We start from the raw sequence: 17,523 nt of genomic DNA on the forward strand, positions 1-17,523 counted from the left end.
CCCGCACCTGGATTAAAAAAGACTCCCGCAAGCCTCGGATTCGTCCCCAAGGCTTCGGGAGTCTTTTTGTTTCGCTCATCAACAGTTGAATTTCGGCTCGTTTTCAATCGCAGCCAGCAGGCTCTCCACCGCTTCCGCGGGATAGCGGTTATCTACCGCACCCGCTTCCTGCTTGCCCGACAAATGATACCAGCCGTTTTCCACCCGGTACGAAAGCTCGCTGATGGCATGATCCTCCAGCAACAGCTGGGCAAAAAACGCGGCAGTGTCGAGCGCAGACTGATCGTCGGGGCGGGCTTCTGCCACAACCTGAATTTGCAGCCAGTTAAAAAGGGCATCTTCACGCTTCATGAGAAATCCTCACTTTCGCTCTGTTTGCTCCGGCTTGATGCGCAATTTCACAACGACCAAAATCGCAATGGCAACCAGCATCGCGCTCTTCACCGGCAGTTGGACATCCAGAATGGCAAAAATAAGCGCACCTGCGAACAGCAAAATGTACAAAAGCAATGTTTTCAAAATCGGCATGCGAATGCGGGTTGCAAATCCAAGGTAGTACACGATAATCAATTGCACAAACAAGATCCAAGCCCGGTTATGGTCTGCCCACAGGCGGAAGCTGTCAAACGCCGTGAGCTGATCCGGGTTGGCGGGTACGTAAGTTGAAGCAAGCTGTATCCAGTCCATCCTGATCTCTCCTGTAACGCAAAAGGATTTCTCGTTTCACATGCGGGAATCGACTGTTTCTTTTGCATCCTCTTATTCTGTTTCCACATTTTTATGTATCCTTTTTACTTTATCAGGTAACCGTTTCATTTGTCAAAATAGATCGGCACACACTTTGGCGCGCGCCAGTTACTGCCTATTTTTGGGCGAACATGCTATGATGGACAAGTCAAGTATGCCAAAAAGGTGGGAATCCAATGAGCTTGTACGATATTGCCGTCCAAACGATTTCCGGAGAAGAGACGACGCTTGCCGCTTACAAAGGACAAGTGCTTCTGATCGTCAACACGGCCAGCCAGTGCGGTTTGACTCCGCAGTACAAAGGACTTCAGGAACTGTACACAAAATACAAGGACAAAGGCTTTGCCGTGCTCGGCTTTCCTTGCAACCAGTTTGCGGGTCAAGAACCAGGCAGCGAAGCAGAGATCGCTTCCTTTTGCGAAAGTCACTACGGCGTGACCTTCCCGTTGTTTGCCAAGCTCGAGGTCAATGGCCCTGGCACCCATCCTTTGTACCAGCACCTGAAAGCACACGCACCGGAAGGCGAAAGCGAAGATATCGAATGGAACTTCGCAAAATTTCTCGTCGACAAGGACGGACAGGTGGTCAAGCGCATCGGCGCCCGCGTGCAACCGGAAGAGCTTGCAGCCGACATCGAAAGTCTTTTGTAGATCAACCAAAGTCAAAAAAGCCGCTTCGTCCCGGTCAGGGCAAAGCGGCTTTCTTGTTATTCACGCTTAGGCTTGCGGTTGTGCTTCCCAGCGTCTTTGTTTTTCATAGCGCTCACGATCCGATTTGTTCAGATACTTTTTGCGCAGGCGAACGGAATGCGGAGTTACCTCGCACAGCTCGTCGTCATTCAAGTATTCCAAAGCTTCTTCGAGCGTCAGCAGACGTGGCGTCTTCATTTTTACCGTCTCGTCTTTCGTTGCGGAACGCACGTTTGTCGCATGCTTTTCCTTGCAGACGTTCACAGTCAGGTCATTGTCGCGGTTGTGCTCGCCCACGATCATGCCTTCGTATACTTCCGTACCAGGCTGGATGAACATGATTCCGCGATCCTCTACAGACATCAGTCCGTACGTGGTCGCTGTGCCTGTCTCATGGGAAATGAGCACCCCGGCATGGCGTCCACCTACCGCGCCTTGCACCAGCGGACGATAGCTGTCGAAGGAGTGGTTGAGGATGCCGTAGCCGCGAGTAATCGTCAAGAACTCTGTCCGGTAGCCGATCAAACCGCGGGATGGAATGATAAATTCCAGGCGAACTTGACCGAAGCCGTTGTTGATCATGTTGACCATCTCAGCCTTGCGTTGGCCAAGCGTCTCCATGACTGGCCCGGTGTACTCTTCCGGTACGTCGATCACGAGAAACTCTGCCGGCTCCATTTTTTGTCCATCGACCATACGCACGATAACTTCCGGCTTGGATACGCCCAGCTCGAAGCCTTCGCGACGCATGTTTTCGACCAGGATGGACAGATGCAATTCGCCGCGCCCAGATACGATGAAAGCATCTGGAGAATCTGTTTCCTCGACACGAAGAGATACATCTGTCTCCAATTCCGCCATCAGGCGATCACGCAGCTTGCGGGATGTTACGTGCTTGCCTTCGCGACCTGCAAACGGGCTGTTGTTCACCAGGAAAGTCATTTGCAGCGTTGGCTCGTCAATTTTCAGCAATGGCAATGCGTCTGGATGGTCTGCATGGCACACCGTTTCCCCGACGTTGATATCGTCAATCCCTGCGATCGCTACGATATCGCCCGCTCTTGCTGTTTTTTGTTCCACGCGCTGCAAGCCGGAGAAGCCAAACAGCTTTTGAATCCGCGCTTTTTTCACTTCGCCTTCGCGTGTGGTAACAGATACCATTTCATTTACGTTCATCGTTCCGCGATAAATGCGGCCGATCCCGATACGACCCAAAAAGTCGTTGTAATCCAGCATGGTTACTTGCATTTGGAGTGGAGCCGCTTCGTCGGCATCAGGTGCAGGCATATGCTCAACAATGGTGTCGAAGAGTGGACGAAGGTCGCCTTCCAGCTTATCTGGCTCCATGCCTGCGATACCTTGCAGACCGGAAGCGTAAACGATCGGAAATTCCAGCTGATCTTCCGTCGCGTCGAGATCGATAAACAGGTCGTACACTTCGTTGATGACTTCTTGAGGGCGTGCATTGTCGCGGTCTACCTTGTTCACGACAACGATTGGGGTAACTTTTGCTTCGAGCGCTTTTTTCAATACGAAACGCGTTTGTGGCATACAGCCTTCAAATGCGTCAACAATCAAAAGAACGCCGTCCACCATGCTCATGATCCGCTCTACCTCGCCACCGAAGTCGGCGTGGCCCGGGGTATCCAAAATGTTGATGGTGAACTCATTGTATTTCACGGATGTCGTTTTCGCCAGGATCGTAATCCCGCGCTCCCGCTCCAGGTCGTTGGAGTCCATCATTCTCTCCTCTACCTGCTGATTGCTGCGGAATGTGCCCGATTGAATCAAAAGCTTGTCAACCAAAGTAGTTTTCCCGTGGTCAACGTGGGCAATAATCGCGATGTTGCGTATGTCAAGACGCTTCATGTGAACCTCCTCTGTTATGCATACCTTCCATATTAACAGGTCGTGAAACCCGGCACAATGGGCATTTTTTGACGGAAAGCACTTCCTGATTAGCATGTGCCACAAGCGCCATACTATAGACAGGAGGTGGTCTGCCATGAGGAAAAAAGGGCCGAGCTATCTAGCAGGCTTATGTTTGATTGCAGCAGCGCTGGTCGGGTGCGCAACTTCCAAAGCAGGTCCCGACACAGGAGCGCAGACGCAAAGCAGCTCGTATTCAAAGACACCGCTGACGCGATCCAGCATCGCGCACGATCATAACGCTTATACACAAGGAATCAACGCGCAAAACTACCTGAAAGGCTACACCTCAAACGGCTTCAATCAAAACCTCGCTGAACAGCTGACGAAAGCGGCAGACGACGTTCCCGGCGTAGATCGGGCCACAGTGGTCGTCAGCGGCAACGACGCCGTCATAGGCGTCAAAGTGCGCGACAACCTCGCCCAGCCCCAGGCAGAAGTGATTGAGCAACAGGTGCACTCGGCTTGCCGCGCAGTTTCCCCTGCCTTGCAGCTGCAAGTATCATCCGAGCCATCCGTATTTGATCGGGTACGCGCGATCAATGCGCAAATTTACCAGGAAGCCACCAATCGCACCAACGATCTTTTGCACGAAGGCGGTACGGCCGGACAAAAAGTGATGAACACCTCGACGGAGTTCACCAGACTCCTGCACGATATGGGCGCGACCGTCAAACAGCCGTAATGATGTCGCTCACTCACGTAAAAGAGGTGCGGAATGTGGTTCCGCACCTCTTGAATACTCTTCCGTTTGTTACTTGCTCACAACTTCAGCCACTTTGATTTCTGGCTCAATCACTTGCAGTTCACCAATTCCGCGAACGAGTTTCTTCGCGTAGGTTTTCTCCGGCTTCAGCACGGATACCAAGTAGTCGATAGCAACTTGCGGATCGACTGTCTCGCCACAAGTGTAGCAATCCAGAGCAGCAAAACCGCGCTCAGGATAAGTATGAATGGACAGGTGGCTTTCCGAGAGAAGAACCAGTACGGTAGCACCCTGAGGAGAAAACTGCTTTGCTTGCACGCTAAGCACCGTAGCTCCGCATGCCTCAGCAGCTTCAATCATTTCCTTTTTCAAAAATTCTGCGTCGTTCAACAAGTCAAACTGAACTCCCCATGTGTCAACAGCAACGTGTCTTCCGAAAGTCGAGTATTCCATCTTTCGGTTCCCCCTTCCTAACGAGTGTAATGTTAAACATCGCTAGGACCTGCGTCATTCACTAACGGGGGCGGTTTCCCTCTTGTTATCCACCCTTTGAAGTGAATCCTGGTTCCTAATCCTGTTTCCAACGAAAACAACAATACCATGTATTTGCCTACTTTGACAATACCCTTTTCAAGAAAAAGTCCAAGAAAAAAACGGGCACCATCTGGCACCCGTTTTCGTCGAACGTTCCTACACTTCTAATTCAAACAGCCGCTGCGACAATGACACTAAGCGTGCATCGATTGCTGGAAGCTTCTCAGGCGCAGCTCCCTTTGCCCAATTTCGCAAATCCAGCCAGCGGTCCGTCTCCTGACGCAAGGACTCGATCTCTCTTTCGCTGCCTTCTTGCTGGAACAACGACTCCAGCTCGCTCGCCGCGTTCAGAGAGGTATTTTCAAAGATGGACGTCTCCTCATCCCCAGACAATTCCTGAATGCTTACAACAGAACCTTGGTCGTAATGGTAGACCATGGTGAAGCCTTCGTAAATTCTGTGGACGATTCCGTAGCCCCGAAACGTTTTCATCGCTTTTCGCATCGCGTTTGCCAGCTGTCTGTCCCGAATGAGATAGGAGCTATCGCAGGAATAGCGGTTGCCCGCACGGCAAAAACTCAGTTGAATTTCGCCGTTATGGTCAGTCAGAATCACGTCGCGGTCGCCGTTGTCGCATACTTTGACATCGACTGAAATGTGTTCATTGGTGAAGAGCGAGACGAATTGGTTCAGCTCCTCTTCATTCACCGTAAAATAGGCCTTGGCGTAGTTGGTTGCTAAACGCTGTGCCATAAATATCTCCTCAATTCTTTTGGTTTCCGTGGGCCGATTACGACCAAACTGTGTCCAAATGTAGAGGAGATACGCTAAGTGTCAACGAAGGAACGCTGTAGAACCTGGCCTTGCCCCGCGAATCGAAAATCGATTTGGGTAATGAAGGCGGATCACCTACTTTTTGTTTTTCCGAAAAAAAGCCATCCTTGACACCTTTATTATACAACAGGCGCCCTCAAAAGTCTTGATGAAAAAGCAGATGAATTTGCGCAAAAATAACGAATATCTGCAATATAGCGCAGGGAGACGAAAGGATCTCCCTGAATCATTCATATGCTTGCGGTTTCAAAAGAATTCGCTAGGAGTTACAATCCAGGATTGGCAGTCATCGCCTTTTTGATTGCGGCCTGTTCTTCTTCGGACAAATGGTAAGTGGATGCGCCCGCTTCAATCGGCTTGGCATACACGCGCGATTCTTCCCGGCCGAAAATACTGGTGATCACCACGCCGTTTTGGGCATCGTCCAAAATCGCCATGGAAAAGCTGAGATCGCTTCCGACATCTCCAAAAGCGTTGTAGCGAATAATCGCTACTTTGCCACATTGGGCTGCAATGCGCTGCGACAGGCGATTGATCGTAAACTGCTGATCACTTTGCAGCTTTTTCACTTCATCCACCTGATCAAGCAATCTGTGCAGTCCTTCCTCCAGGTTGGCTCCTCCGGTACCTGTCATCAGCCTGTTGATCGATTTGCGCATCCGGTTGATGCGAACGGATTGCAGGATGATGACGAGCAGCAAAATCAGGGTCAGCGCGATGACCGCCAAGAGCAAAATCGCTACATTGGAAGTCTGGGATAGGAATGGTTCCAAAACATTTTCTTCCTTTCTGATACGTGCGTGCGTATAAGCAGTCAAAACCTCCTCTATTGTACCTCCGCATTGCCTGGCGTTCAAACAAAGTCTTGGGCAAAACAAGAATTACTAAAATTTGCGCAACCAAAAAAAGCGACACTCTCCATTGTGAGATGTCGCTTTTTTTAATTCGCGCGCCTATGTGTCAAACTCATCGTCCTATGGTTATCCTCCAGTCTACCTACGCTTCCAGCAGCAGCATTTCCCGACGAAGCTGTTTTAGTATTTCCATGGATTTGCCAATTTGCGTCTGATCTTCTGCCTGTATCGCATCAAACAACGTCGCCAATTCGTAATCAAGCTCCAGGCGCAAGACAGGAATCCGTTCTTCTGAGTCGCGTCGTTTCAAAGCAGCAATCACCTGGTCCATCGTCACGTTGCAAAATTTTTCGTAGATCATTGTTTTCTCAGCTCCTTTAATTTCCACTATTCTGACGACTTCGCCGTACTGGACGTGCTTCACCAAGATGCAGTCTTCAAACGTGACCTTGATGATGGCGTGCCCCTTGGCCTGCTCCACGAAGCGGTATAGCACCAGCGCCACGCGGGAGTCATGCACCGGAACACCTGCCACTTGCAGCTTGTAAGACCCGTTTAATCGCTGCATTTTCCAGTCGGAAAGGCCGTCTGTGGTATTCACGAGGAGGTGAAACTGCTCGGGAGATTCCTTCCACGTGACGCTCACCCCCGCTTCCACCAGGGCCTGCACCATCGCGTGCAATGTTTTGCGATCAAACCAAACCGCGAGATTGTAATACTCCAACTCCATGCCGAGATTCATCCAGGCCCCTCCCGTTGACAGAATACTCAGATTTCACTTTCGCTGTAAGGGAGTGAGTGGTATATCATATTATTCACGCTTCGGTTTTGCTATTCATATCCCGGCAAGTATTTTTTTCCTGCGTGGTATGATATCATATGGAGGTTTCCAAGCTCCCTTGACAAGGACGTTCGCCCTTTTCTTTTGCATGGCGATCGATCATGGATAAATTGAGGTGTTTGTTTCATGACTGCTTTTTCCGGCTTTCACCAGGAAGACTTTGACGTTTTTGCCATTGATGGACTCGACCAGCGAATGGACGCCATCAAAACGATTGTTCGTCCCAAGCTTGAAGCGCTTGGCCATCATTTCGCGCCTGTCTTGTCGCTTAAAACCGGGGACGAGATGTTTTTTCATGTAGCCAAGCACGCTCGCCGTACCGTCAACCCGCCAAAAGATACGTGGGTTGCCTGGGCCAATGACAAACGCGGGTACAAAAAGCATCCCCACTTTCAAATCGGGCTATGGCAGACTCACCTGTTTGTCTGGTATGCCGTGATTTACGAAGCGCCGGCGAAAACCGAGATCAGCCAGTCGCTCCAGTCCAAACTCGACGAGGTCATGACGCTCGTGCCGGATACGTTCCACTGGTCGCCTGACCACACGGAGCCAACGAGCCATTCTCAGGCAGAGCTGGGCAGAGACGGCGTGAAAAAGCTGGTGGACAGGCTGGCTCAAGTAAAAAAGGCGGAGCTGCTCTGCGGCATTACGATTGATCGCCATGATCCCGTGCTCGCCGATCCGGAAGCCTTGCTGGAACGCCTCGAAAACACGTTTACCGTCCTCGGCAAGCTGTATACAATCGGTCGTTAACCTTTCATCTATCGCCTCCCTGGCATTTGGTTAAGGTATATGCAAAAGAACAGGTCCGCTTTCTTTTGAAAAGCGCTTGCCTGTTCTTTTGTTTTTGGCACACCCTGACGGCACAATAACGGGCATTCTAAAATAGGCTCGCTTACCTGCCTATCTGCCCTGAAGACTGTTCAATCGCCCAAGTCCGCCTTCCACCTCTTGCAGCATCCGCTCGAACAGCTGCTGCACGGTCGGGATGTCGTCGATCAGGCCGATGACTTGACCAGCCCAGCCAAAGCCGTTGTCACAGTCGCCTTCGTAAATAAAGGTGCGGTTATTTTCGCCGCTGATGAAGCTTTTCAGCTCTTCATAGCCGGCTCCTGCTTTTTCCATTTGCAAAATGCGGTCCGATCCTGGCGTGCGCACGACCCTCGCCGGGGCTCCCAGCGTCCTTTTGATGACGGCGGTATCTTGCTCGGTTCCGTTCAATAGAGCCTGCTTGTACGCCTCATGGGCATGCACGCATTCCTGTGTGGCGATGAAGCGTGTTCCCATCTCCACCCCTTCGGCACCGAGAGCGAGCGCGGCGAGAAGCCCGCGACCGTCACCGATTCCGCCGCTTGCCAGCACCGGAATGTTTACAGAGTCCACGACGCGCGGAATCAGCACGAACGTACCGATATCATCGCGTCCAAGGTGGCCGCCGCCTTCCTGTCCGACCGCCATGACCGCGTCTGCCCCGATCGCTTCCGCTTTTTGCGCTTGCCGCACGGAAGCGACCAGCACGAGCTTTTTGATCGGATGACCGTCCAGCCTGCGCAAAAGAGGTTCGGGATTGCCTCCCGTCACGGAGATGGCTGCTACGCCCTCCTCGATGGCAACCTCCAGCGCCTCCTCATAAGGGCGGTTGTATTGGCCAATCGCGAAGTTGACGCCAAAAGGTTTGTCCGTCAACTGCCGCACCTTGCGAATTTCTTCGCGCAGCGCTTCTGCCGAGGGCAGCGACATCGCGGTGACCTGTCCCAATCCTCCCGCATTTGACACAGCTGCTGCCAATTCTGCGTATGCTAGATAGGCCAATCCGCCCTGAACTACCGGATGGTCGATTTTCAGCAGTTCCGTTACTCTTGTTTTCATCCCCATCCCCCCATTTTTGTTATGCTTCTCGGCTACCAGAGGAAACTCCTGCTGCCACACGCGAATATGAATAAAAATTCGCTTGCTTTCCCCCCCTATTTTGCTATACTCAATTTGTTTGTTTTATCCCCTTTATTCTTGATTCGTAAAGCGAGGCGATCGTAGTGAGACAAATGAAAACTCCTTTGTTCAGCGGGTTGTTGGAGCACGCCAACCGGAACCCGATTCAATTTCACATTCCGGGCCATAAGAAAGGTATGGGCATGCATCCGGCATTTCGCGAGTTCATCGGGGAGAACGCTCTCTCGATAGACCTCATCAACATTGCCCCGCTGGATGACTTGCACCATCCGAAAGCAATGATTAAAGAAGCGCAAGAACTGGCTGCCGAAGCATTCGGCGCTGACCATACATTTTTCTCTGTTCAAGGGACGAGCGGCGCGATTATGGCGATGATTATGGCGACGTGCAGCCCTGGAGACAAAATTATTGTGCCGAGAAACGTGCATAAATCCGTCATGTCGGCGATTATTTTTGCCGGAGCGGTACCGATTTTCATTCATCCAGCGATGGACGAGCGTTTGGGGATTTCCCACGGGATTACAGTGAAAGCCGTGCAAAAAGCGCTGGAAGCCCACCCTGACGCGGCTGCCCTGCTGGTCATCAACCCTACTTATTTCGGGATTGCCGGAGACTTGCGCGAAATCGTGCGCACGGCCCACAACTACGAAATTCCGGTGTTGGTGGATGAAGCACACGGCGTGCATATCCACTTCCACTCTGATTTGCCGATTTCAGCGATGCAAGCCGGGGCTGACATGGCGGCAACGAGCGTTCACAAGCTGGGCGGATCGCTTACGCAAACGTCCATTCTCAACGTCCGCGAGGGACTGGTCGATGTCGACCGCGTCAAGACAGTGCTGAGCATGCTCACGACGACGTCTACCTCGTACATTTTTCTGGCCTCGCTCGATATGGCCCGTCAGCACTTGGCGCTCAACGGCAAAATGCTGGCTGACCAGGCCATGCAGCTGGCGAACAAAGCGCGCGACATGATCAATGAGATTCCGCGCATCTACTGTGTCGGCAAAGAAATTCTCGGGAAGCCTGCCACCTACGCCATGGACCCGACCAAGCTGTTGATTCACGTCCGCGATCTTGGCATTACGGGCTGGGAAGTGGAAAACTGGCTGCGCGACAAGTATAACATCGAAGTGGAAATGAGCGACTTGTACAACGTGCTCTGTTTTGTTACCGCCGGGGATACGGAAGACTCCGTTCAAGCGCTGGTCAACGCTCTGCGTGAGTTGTCAGTGGAGTTTTCCCACGTGCAGGCAGAAGAAAAGCCAACGATCTCCCTGCCGAACATCCCGGTGCTGTCCACGACACCACGCGATGCGTTCTATGCCGAAACCGAAACCATTCCGCTGGTGGAAGCGGCAGGCCGCGTAACTACCGAGTTTATCATGGTCTACCCGCCAGGCATTCCGATTTTCTTGCCGGGAGAAGTCATCACCGAAGAAAACATCGCCTACATCCAGGAAAACATTCGTGTCGGACTTCCTGTACAAGGCCCGGAAGACGAATCGCTGAAAACGATCAAAGTCATCAAACGCCAAACCGCCATTTCGGGATAAGCTCGCCGAACTTGCATCCCAAGCCGTTGCCTCTGCGGAGACAACGGCTTTTTGCTTTTTTGGGCATGTATCGCCTGAACCTTTTGAGATAAGATAGAAATGGGAAAAATCAGGAAGGTGTTGATCCTTTTGCCAGACTGGTCCTATCAAACGTTGTTTCGGCCCTTGCTTTTTCTGCTGCCAGCCGAACGCGCCAGAAGCCTGACCCTCACCGCCATCGGCACGCTGGCAAAGCTGCCTGGCGGCTCGTCCATCATCGAGCTGATGGGCCATATGCATCCGCCTGCAACTTTATCCAAAACAGTCGGCGCACTGACCTTCCCTGCTCCGGTTGGCCTGGGAGCTGGTCTAGACCCGGCTGGAACAGCGCTTGGAGCATTGTCGCGCTTCGGTTTTGGCTACATCGAGCTGGGGCCAGTTACGCTTGCGCCGCTTGCCGATTCCGGGCAGACGGCTCGGAACGTGGGCACTTCCGCCATTACGTACAGGACACCGCTTGAAAATCCGGGAATCGAAGCCGTAGAAAGCCGTTTGCGCCAATCCACTTCCACGCCGTCAGCGATCCCGCTCGGAGCCAGATTGGGGTTTCGTCCGGGGGCAACATTAGAGGAAGCGACAACGGAGAGAGAACAGCTGATGGCCCGTTTGCAGCCGTACTGCGCCTTTTTTTCGTTGGACTGCCGCGCCATGGAGGGAGACAACCCGTGGAGTGACGCCGAGTGGCAGCATCATCTGGCCTGTTTGCGGCAAGCTACCGAGCTGCCCGTCCTGCTGGCGCTCCCGCCTGACCTGGAGGAAAACCAGTGGCTTCGTCTGCTCCGCCTGGCCCGGCAAGCAGGGCTGAACGGCGTGATCGTATGCGGGGGCGTCAGAGGCGTAGGCGTACAGCAGCGGGAGCGGGATGCGGAAAATGTGCATACTGCTGCATACGTCACAGGCGAGCCGTCACACACAGCTTCTCTCCAAGCTGTTTCCCGCACCAGAGCGGCCTGGCCTGAATGCCTTTTGATCGGCTCTGGCGGCATCCTGGAACCGGCAGACGCTCTTGCTTTTTTTGACGCTGGCGCTGACTTTGTCCAGTTGCACAGCGGTTTGGTCTACTCCGGTCCTGGCCTGCCGAAGCGAATCAACGAAGCGATTTTGCAATCCCGTTTCGGCGCATGCGCTTCGCTGGACTGTCCGCTCCCGGACATGGACAAGGAAGCAGCGGCAGTGTCTGAAACGACCACGACTACGAAAAAGCCACAGGAACGATCTGCCTTGTGGCTTCCTTCCTGGCTTTGCGGGCTGCTTTTGGGCATCGGGATGATCATCGGCGGCGCACTGGCGTGGCTGGTTGCCGTTGCCAGCGTCATCCTCCCGTACGACGAACGTTTTTTGCAAATGAGCGCGGAACAACTTGCTTTGATCAGCCCGCAGCTGCTTTCGTTTATGGCTCACGACCGGATCAGCCTGGCGGGAACGATGATCTCGATCGGCATCATGTATGCGCAGCTATCGTATCACGGCTTGCGCAACGACATTCATTGGACGCGCGCCGTGCTGCTCGCTTCCGGAGCGGTCGGATTCTCCAGCTTTTTCCTGTTTATTGGCTACGGCTATTTTGACTACATGCACGCGATTCTGGCGCTGCTTTTGCTCCCGCTGTTCTTGCTTGCTCTGCGTACGCGAGCCAACAGACATATGCCTGCCCTTCCGCCAGACGTACATAACGACCGGACGTGGAAAATGGCTTTGTGGGGGCAGCTGCTTTTTGTCATCATCGGCTTTAGCCTGACGGGAGCTGGACTGATCATTTCCCTGATCGGGATTACTGGCGTCTTCGTTCCATCCGATTTGGTCTTTCTTTGCGTATCCGCAGAAATGCTGAACGCCTTTAACGAAAAGCTGATTCCGCTGATCGCTCACGACAGGGCAGGTTTTGGCGGTGCACTTGTATCGGACGGTCTCGCTGTCCTCTTGATCAGCTTGTGGGGCTTCCGCCGCGGGGAAGCATGGGTGTGGTGGACACTGTTCCTCGCTGGCATACCGGGGTTCGCTGCGGGCATCGGGATTCACTTTGCCGTCGGCTACGTCGACTTCTGGCATTTGTTCCCCGCTTATGTGGCCGTCCTTTTGTTTCTGGCCGGATTACTGCTGACAAAGCCGTATTTATGCCAAATTCCAGCAACTCCCCCTGCTTAGAAAACCTGGCTGCGCCAAGCCTTTGGCGCAGTCTTGGTTGCACCTATACTGGATAAGCATCTGATCAATTCTTATCTGTGCAAAGAAGCGCTCGCGCAGTGCAAAACGGTTTGCACGCAAAAAAGCAGACAGCTGGAAAATGTCCACTGTCTGCTTTTTGCTTGCGCATTCCTTCTAGTAGGTGACGCGCACCACGACTTCGTCCACGTCGCTTTGCTTCATGTAATCGTCAAAACGTCTCTTGTCGTTTACGACCTCGCGCATGGTCATGGTAACTTCCTCGTCCGTTCCTGCAAAGAACACATACACAAAATTGTTGTAGCCGACTTCTTTGAGCAGTTTGCCCAAAGTGTTGTTATTGAGCAAGTCGACATACTTGAACTCTTTTACTTCACCAGGCTCCGGCTTTTCTTCCCCTGGCTCCTCTTCCTCATCGCTATCTTGCGGTTTCGCAAATGCCATCGTGTACACAACCGGATCTCCATCGCGCTCATCGATCCAAACAACGCGGTTGCCGCCGATTCGCGCACTGGACATTTCCGCTTTTTCGTTCCATTCGACGTCGCTGAACGAACCGTCTTCTGCATCATACAGCTCATAGTAGAAATCATTGTCTTTCTTCGTCAGGCGGTTGTCTTCAAACAACACCATATTGCGGGAAGCTTGCGGATTTTTTTGATCGCGATCGTTGAAACGCATCAGCAAATCGGTCCGTTGGCGATCCATGTTGTAGCGGTACAAATCCCAGCCAGTCTTAGACTTGTCGCTTGTTTCGCTCCAAACGACAAAATCGTCACCGATTTGCGCCGATTGCACGTTAACATTTTTGCGGATTTCTGTCGTGTCTTGTTCATCGATTTCGTACAAATAAACGCTCGCCGTTTTCTTGCCAGTCTCTGCCACCCAGGCAGCGTAGTTTCCGTAAATATCGATGGAGAGCGGCTCACTCTTCAAGCTCTCGATCTCTGTTGTTTTTTCTGTCGCCAAATCGGTAATCATCAGATCAGCCCGGCGATTGATGTTCACCCAGAAAAGGTTGTCGCCATCGACTTCGTACAGCTTGTCGCTCGGCTCCTGATCTTCATCTTCGTCCGTAATCTGTTTGGTTGTCCCTTTGCGAATATCGTAGGCAACCAGCGCGTCTTCCTTCTGGTCATACCAGACGACGTAGCGTCCACTTACAACGGCTCTTTCCGGATCGGAGTCCTCGCTGCTGATCGTTTTGCTTGTACCTTTTTCTGTATCATACAGAATGACAGCATTGCCCTTTTTGGCTTCTGCCACGTACACGACATAACGGTCGGAAGCGTCTGGCTGAATCGGCTTGCCGGAAGTGGTCCCGAGCGGAATGACTTCTTGTTCGTCCAGGTCGTACAGACTCAAGCGCAGTTTTTTGTTGTTGTCCTTCTTGGCATACAGCACGTAGTCTTCGTAAAGGCGAGGACCGACCTCGTCAAAAATGTTGCTGACGATTTCTTTGCCAAACGTTTTGTTTAATTGGTGGTAAACCAAATCGTCATCTTCCAAATAGACGACTCTGTCTTTGAAAATATGTACGAATCCCTTGCTGTCCGAACTATCTGTAAGCTGTTTGTTTTTACCGCCGCTGATCGAATATTGGTAAATTTGTTGGCTCGTACTGTTCTCGTACACGATCTTGTCGCTGTAAATGCTTGGCTCGATCTGATCGCCTTTTCCGGAGACTGCCGCTTTTTCTACTCCGCGCTCGATGTCGTAGTAGTAGATGTCGTAGTTGCCTTCTCTCTTGTCTGCCCAAGCTACATAGCTGTCGCCCACGGTTGGAGACTCGGCTTTCCCGCTTGTGGACACGCGTGTCGTATCACCTGTCGAGATGTTGTACAAATAAATGTCTGTGCCTTCATCGCTCTTGTCTGCCCAGGCGACTTGCTTGCCTGTGATTTCCAGACCGCTTACCGAAGCGTCTTTTGTCAAACGGATCTCTTCGTCTTTGGCGATATCGTACAGGTATACATCGGAGCCTCCGTTGCGAGAGTCGATCCAGACGACGTATTTCCCGTCCACTCTCGGGCTTGTTTTGTCGGACTTTTTATCACCGATTTTCAATTCTGTCTGTTTGCTGAGGTTGTACAGGGTGAGTGTTTTCTCGCCTTCCACTTTCCATACGGCATAATCTTTGGAAATGTCGAAACCATCCTCAGAAATTTCAGGTTGACTAGCGTCTATTTTGATTTCCTCTCCGACACTGTTAGCGAACGCTGGCGTCCCGGTCCACAAGGAGCTGACCAGTAGCGCTGCGGCCATCAGTCCTTGCATGGGCTTTCGTTTCATGAAACAATTCCTCCTTTTGCAACGATTATCACACTTCCCCATTATCCTTCAATATGAAAAGGTTGTCAAAAAAAACAGGCCCCGAACTGAGTGGCCTGCGCGTTTTATCCTATTCTTTTTCCTGTCTCTGATCAGGTCGGCACTCGCAGTTGCAAGCCGCATAAAGCGTTTTCACTGAGTTGCTCTCAAAATGCTCGATGATGGTCCCGCAAGTCTGACATACGATAGTTCCCATCTGTGTCCCCTCCGCATTGGATTCCTCATGAAATGTGATAACACATATCCTTCAATTCAACGTACTCTCATCTTAATATGCCACGCCATTAGGAGTCAATACGGTAATTGCACACAAATTGAATTTAATTAGTATGTCATATTCGTTTTGGCGATTTCATCCAGCCAGTTGCCGATTTGCCGGAGTACATCCTCGCGCTCCGGCTCGTTCAGCACCTCGTGGCGCAAGCCTGGCAAACGCCGAAACGTTTTGTTTCCCTGTATGCCTTCGGCGAAGCGCTCGACAGCATCGGCATCGACGAGAGAGTCGTCACCTGCCTGGAGCACCAGCACAGGCACCGCAAGCTGTCCGCTTTGCGCAAAAGCCATGTTCATCGCTTTGTGCAATTCCTGAAACCACCGTACACTGACCTTTGGATAGTTGAGTGGATCGCTTTTGTAAGCAGCCTGAACCGCCACATCCCGCGAAACCATGTCAGGGGTGATCCCGTTGGCGATGGCAAGCGTCGGCCAAACGCGGTCGAGCAGACTCGCCACCCGCGCCTTCCACGCCGGAACCGCCAGCTTCAGCGCAAGGCACGGAGAAGTCAGGATCAGTCCCGTCAGCTCACGAGCGAGCTTCTCTTCCTGCACGAAGCGAGTCGCAATTAATCCGCCCAAGCTGTGCCCGAGCAAAAAGACGGGACGCTTTCCGGCGCTGTCTTGCAGGGCAAACGCCGTCCACTCCCGCACCCTTTGCAAATAATCGTCAAACGAGTCGATATGCCCCCTGATTCCCGGAGAGCGCCCCCAGCCTGGCAAATCTCCTGCATACACATCCCAGCCTTGCTGATTCAAAAAAGCGGCGACATGCTCATACCGCCCGTGGTGTTCTCCTGTTCCATGCACCAGCACGATTGCTCCTCTCGGCTCGCTGGCCGCCCATTTATGTACGTTCATCGATCTGGCCTCCTGTTCCTTATCCCGATTGTAAGCCGGGTCGCCCGCCTTCGTAAACAGGGTACTCCGCTTGCTTTCGAGACAGCCACGGCGCTCTAGCAAAAAAGACGGGCAGAAGATAAACTTCTGCCCGCCTGCTAGTACTGATTCTCTTCAAATGAAATGGTCGGTAGGTACTGTTGGAAAAATTCAGCGAGCGCCTGGGCTTCGCTTTCCGAGTCCAGTCGGAAAACTTTTTGCAAATATCCCGGCTTTACCGCATCCTCTGAACAGAGAAGGGTTGATTGCCCCGTTTGCATACAGACCACCAACGGCTTTCCATAAAACTTGTGTGTAAATACAATCCCAAAGTCGTGTCTGGTTCCCTCAGAAACAAATCCGAGAAAACGGACATTCGCGTTCTCAGAAACGTCGTATAAGTGTTCGTAGTGCTCCATCAGCAATCCCTCCTCATCTTGGTTTTCACTCCGGAAATATTTCAAAAATATTCGGAGTATTTAACAGTATACACGAAAATCGGCTTTTTTGCCACCCTCTGCTCCTTAACTAATCAGATGAGTAGGATTCATCACGCGATCTTCGCCCTCCTGAATCCATCTCACCTTCTCCGCTCCGTGCAGCGATTGGGCGACAAAGGAGAGGCATTCGAAGAACAATTCGACTACTGCTGTACTGTATCGTTCCTCCATTTTCTCCAGGGCATACGTCAATCTGAAAATTGATGGGACATTTCTTCTGCTTTCTTCCAAAACTTCTTTGCCTCGCTGGGTTGGGTACACATGGACGACCCGTCCGTCCAGCTCAGACTTTTCAATCGTCACCATCCCTTTCTCCATCAACTTTTTGATGTGAATGACGATCGAAGACGGGTGCCAGAAAGTCCAATCGGCAATTTGGGTGACACGCACTCCTTCATAACAGTAAATGATCCAGAGAATGTTTAACTGCACGGAGGAATCCAATTCGGCTTCCTTCGCCGCCCGCTCCCAGTCTTCCTTGTTTACCACATCAATGGCGCGCATCGTGTTCAATGCTTCAAATACGTGTCTAATCGAGGCCTCCTGCATGGGCTTACTCCTCCATGATCCTTTATCGTTCACTTATCGACTATATAAATAGTATTTATATTTTACACTTTTCAGAAAAGACGCGCAATTGTTTTCGTTTCGCAACTGTCTCATTGCCAAAGAGTGGAAGCAATGCTACACTAAACGCA

General features: G+C 51.9%; 18 protein-coding genes. 5 read left to right on the top strand and 13 right to left on the bottom strand.

Annotated features, from left to right (window positions below; all coding sequences use genetic code 11):
* Positions 1–78: 78 nt before the first annotated feature.
* Together NST23_RS17830 and NST23_RS17835 are read right to left on the bottom strand one after the other, a co-directional pair.
* Positions 79–351, bottom strand: coding sequence for a hypothetical protein (locus NST23_RS17830; protein WP_173597022.1), 273 nt, complete (start codon positions 349–351; stop codon positions 79–81).
* A gap of 9 nt (positions 352–360) precedes the next feature.
* On the bottom strand, positions 361–687 hold the full coding sequence (locus tag NST23_RS17835) for a YlaH-like family protein (protein WP_122964958.1): 327 nt from the start codon (positions 685–687) through the stop codon (positions 361–363).
* Between the two features lie 236 nt (positions 688–923).
* Here NST23_RS17835 and NST23_RS17840 point away from each other — a divergent pair, with 236 nt between their 5' ends.
* Positions 924–1,397, top strand: a complete 474-nt coding sequence (locus tag NST23_RS17840) for a glutathione peroxidase (protein ID WP_173597021.1) — start codon at positions 924–926, stop codon at positions 1,395–1,397.
* Positions 1,398–1,463: 66 nt separating this feature from the next.
* On the opposite strand, the gene typA is transcribed toward NST23_RS17840, so the two are convergent.
* Complete coding sequence (typA, locus tag NST23_RS17845) at positions 1,464–3,305, bottom strand: translational GTPase TypA (protein WP_173597020.1); 1,842 nt, start codon at positions 3,303–3,305, stop codon at positions 1,464–1,466.
* Between the two features lie 136 nt (positions 3,306–3,441).
* Here typA and NST23_RS17850 point away from each other — a divergent pair, with 136 nt between their 5' ends.
* Positions 3,442–4,050 (top strand): YhcN/YlaJ family sporulation lipoprotein, encoded by a 609-nt coding sequence (locus NST23_RS17850; protein WP_122964954.1) that lies wholly within the window; start codon positions 3,442–3,444, stop codon positions 4,048–4,050.
* Between the two features lie 69 nt (positions 4,051–4,119).
* Here the strand turns inward: NST23_RS17850 and speD are convergent, their stop codons facing one another.
* The 4 genes from speD to NST23_RS17870 all read right to left on the bottom strand — a co-directional run bounded on the left by speD (position 4,120) and on the right by NST23_RS17870 (position 7,035).
* Positions 4,120–4,524, bottom strand: coding sequence for an adenosylmethionine decarboxylase (gene speD / locus NST23_RS17855; protein ID WP_063229709.1), 405 nt, complete (start codon positions 4,522–4,524; stop codon positions 4,120–4,122).
* 237 nt (positions 4,525–4,761) lie between these two features.
* A complete protein-coding gene (locus NST23_RS17860) occupies positions 4,762–5,358 on the bottom strand; it encodes a hypothetical protein (RefSeq protein WP_063229710.1) in 597 nt (198 codons plus the stop codon).
* Between the two features lie 347 nt (positions 5,359–5,705).
* Positions 5,706–6,212 carry a DUF4446 family protein gene (locus NST23_RS17865; RefSeq protein WP_122965469.1) on the bottom strand — a complete coding sequence of 169 codons (507 nt, stop codon included), beginning with the start codon at positions 6,210–6,212 and terminating at the stop codon, positions 5,706–5,708.
* 223 nt (positions 6,213–6,435) lie between these two features.
* A complete protein-coding gene (locus NST23_RS17870) occupies positions 6,436–7,035 on the bottom strand; it encodes a hypothetical protein (protein WP_122964953.1) in 600 nt (199 codons plus the stop codon).
* Between the two features lie 225 nt (positions 7,036–7,260).
* Between NST23_RS17870 and NST23_RS17875 the strand changes: the two genes are divergently transcribed.
* The gene (locus NST23_RS17875) at positions 7,261–7,887 is read left to right on the top strand and encodes a YktB family protein (protein WP_063229713.1); all 627 of its coding nucleotides are present in this window, start codon (positions 7,261–7,263) and stop codon (positions 7,885–7,887) included.
* A gap of 150 nt (positions 7,888–8,037) precedes the next feature.
* Here the strand turns inward: NST23_RS17875 and NST23_RS17880 are convergent, their stop codons facing one another.
* Positions 8,038–9,003, bottom strand: a complete 966-nt coding sequence (locus NST23_RS17880) for an NAD(P)H-dependent flavin oxidoreductase (protein WP_173597019.1) — start codon at positions 9,001–9,003, stop codon at positions 8,038–8,040.
* 164 nt (positions 9,004–9,167) lie between these two features.
* Between NST23_RS17880 and NST23_RS17885 the strand changes: the two genes are divergently transcribed.
* Positions 9,168–10,640 (top strand): aminotransferase class I/II-fold pyridoxal phosphate-dependent enzyme, encoded by a 1,473-nt coding sequence (locus NST23_RS17885; RefSeq protein WP_173597018.1) that lies wholly within the window; start codon positions 9,168–9,170, stop codon positions 10,638–10,640.
* Between the two features lie 129 nt (positions 10,641–10,769).
* A complete protein-coding gene (locus tag NST23_RS17890) occupies positions 10,770–12,824 on the top strand; it encodes a dihydroorotate dehydrogenase (protein WP_173597017.1) in 2,055 nt (684 codons plus the stop codon).
* A 174-nt stretch (positions 12,825–12,998) separates the two neighbouring features.
* On the opposite strand, the gene NST23_RS17895 is transcribed toward NST23_RS17890, so the two are convergent.
* From NST23_RS17895 to NST23_RS17915, 5 genes are all read right to left on the bottom strand, one after another.
* Positions 12,999–15,134: a hypothetical protein gene (locus tag NST23_RS17895; RefSeq protein ID WP_173597016.1), complete on the bottom strand. Its 2,136-nt coding sequence runs from the start codon at positions 15,132–15,134 to the stop codon at positions 12,999–13,001.
* A gap of 109 nt (positions 15,135–15,243) precedes the next feature.
* Positions 15,244–15,369, bottom strand: a complete 126-nt coding sequence (locus NST23_RS17900) for a GapA-binding peptide SR1P (protein WP_083955739.1) — start codon at positions 15,367–15,369, stop codon at positions 15,244–15,246.
* A gap of 128 nt (positions 15,370–15,497) precedes the next feature.
* Positions 15,498–16,307, bottom strand: a complete 810-nt coding sequence (locus NST23_RS17905; protein ID WP_173597015.1) for an alpha/beta hydrolase — start codon at positions 16,305–16,307, stop codon at positions 15,498–15,500.
* Between the two features lie 137 nt (positions 16,308–16,444).
* On the bottom strand, positions 16,445–16,744 hold the full coding sequence (locus tag NST23_RS17910) for a DUF3055 domain-containing protein (RefSeq protein ID WP_063229717.1): 300 nt from the start codon (positions 16,742–16,744) through the stop codon (positions 16,445–16,447).
* Positions 16,745–16,849: 105 nt separating this feature from the next.
* A complete protein-coding gene (locus tag NST23_RS17915; RefSeq protein WP_122964949.1) occupies positions 16,850–17,374 on the bottom strand; it encodes a MarR family winged helix-turn-helix transcriptional regulator in 525 nt (174 codons plus the stop codon).
* Positions 17,375–17,523 lie beyond the last annotated feature (149 nt).

It is taken from the genome of Brevibacillus sp. FSL K6-0770 (genome assembly GCF_038000275.1).
In the GTDB taxonomy this organism is placed as follows: Bacteria; Bacillota; Bacilli; order Brevibacillales; family Brevibacillaceae; genus Brevibacillus; species Brevibacillus parabrevis.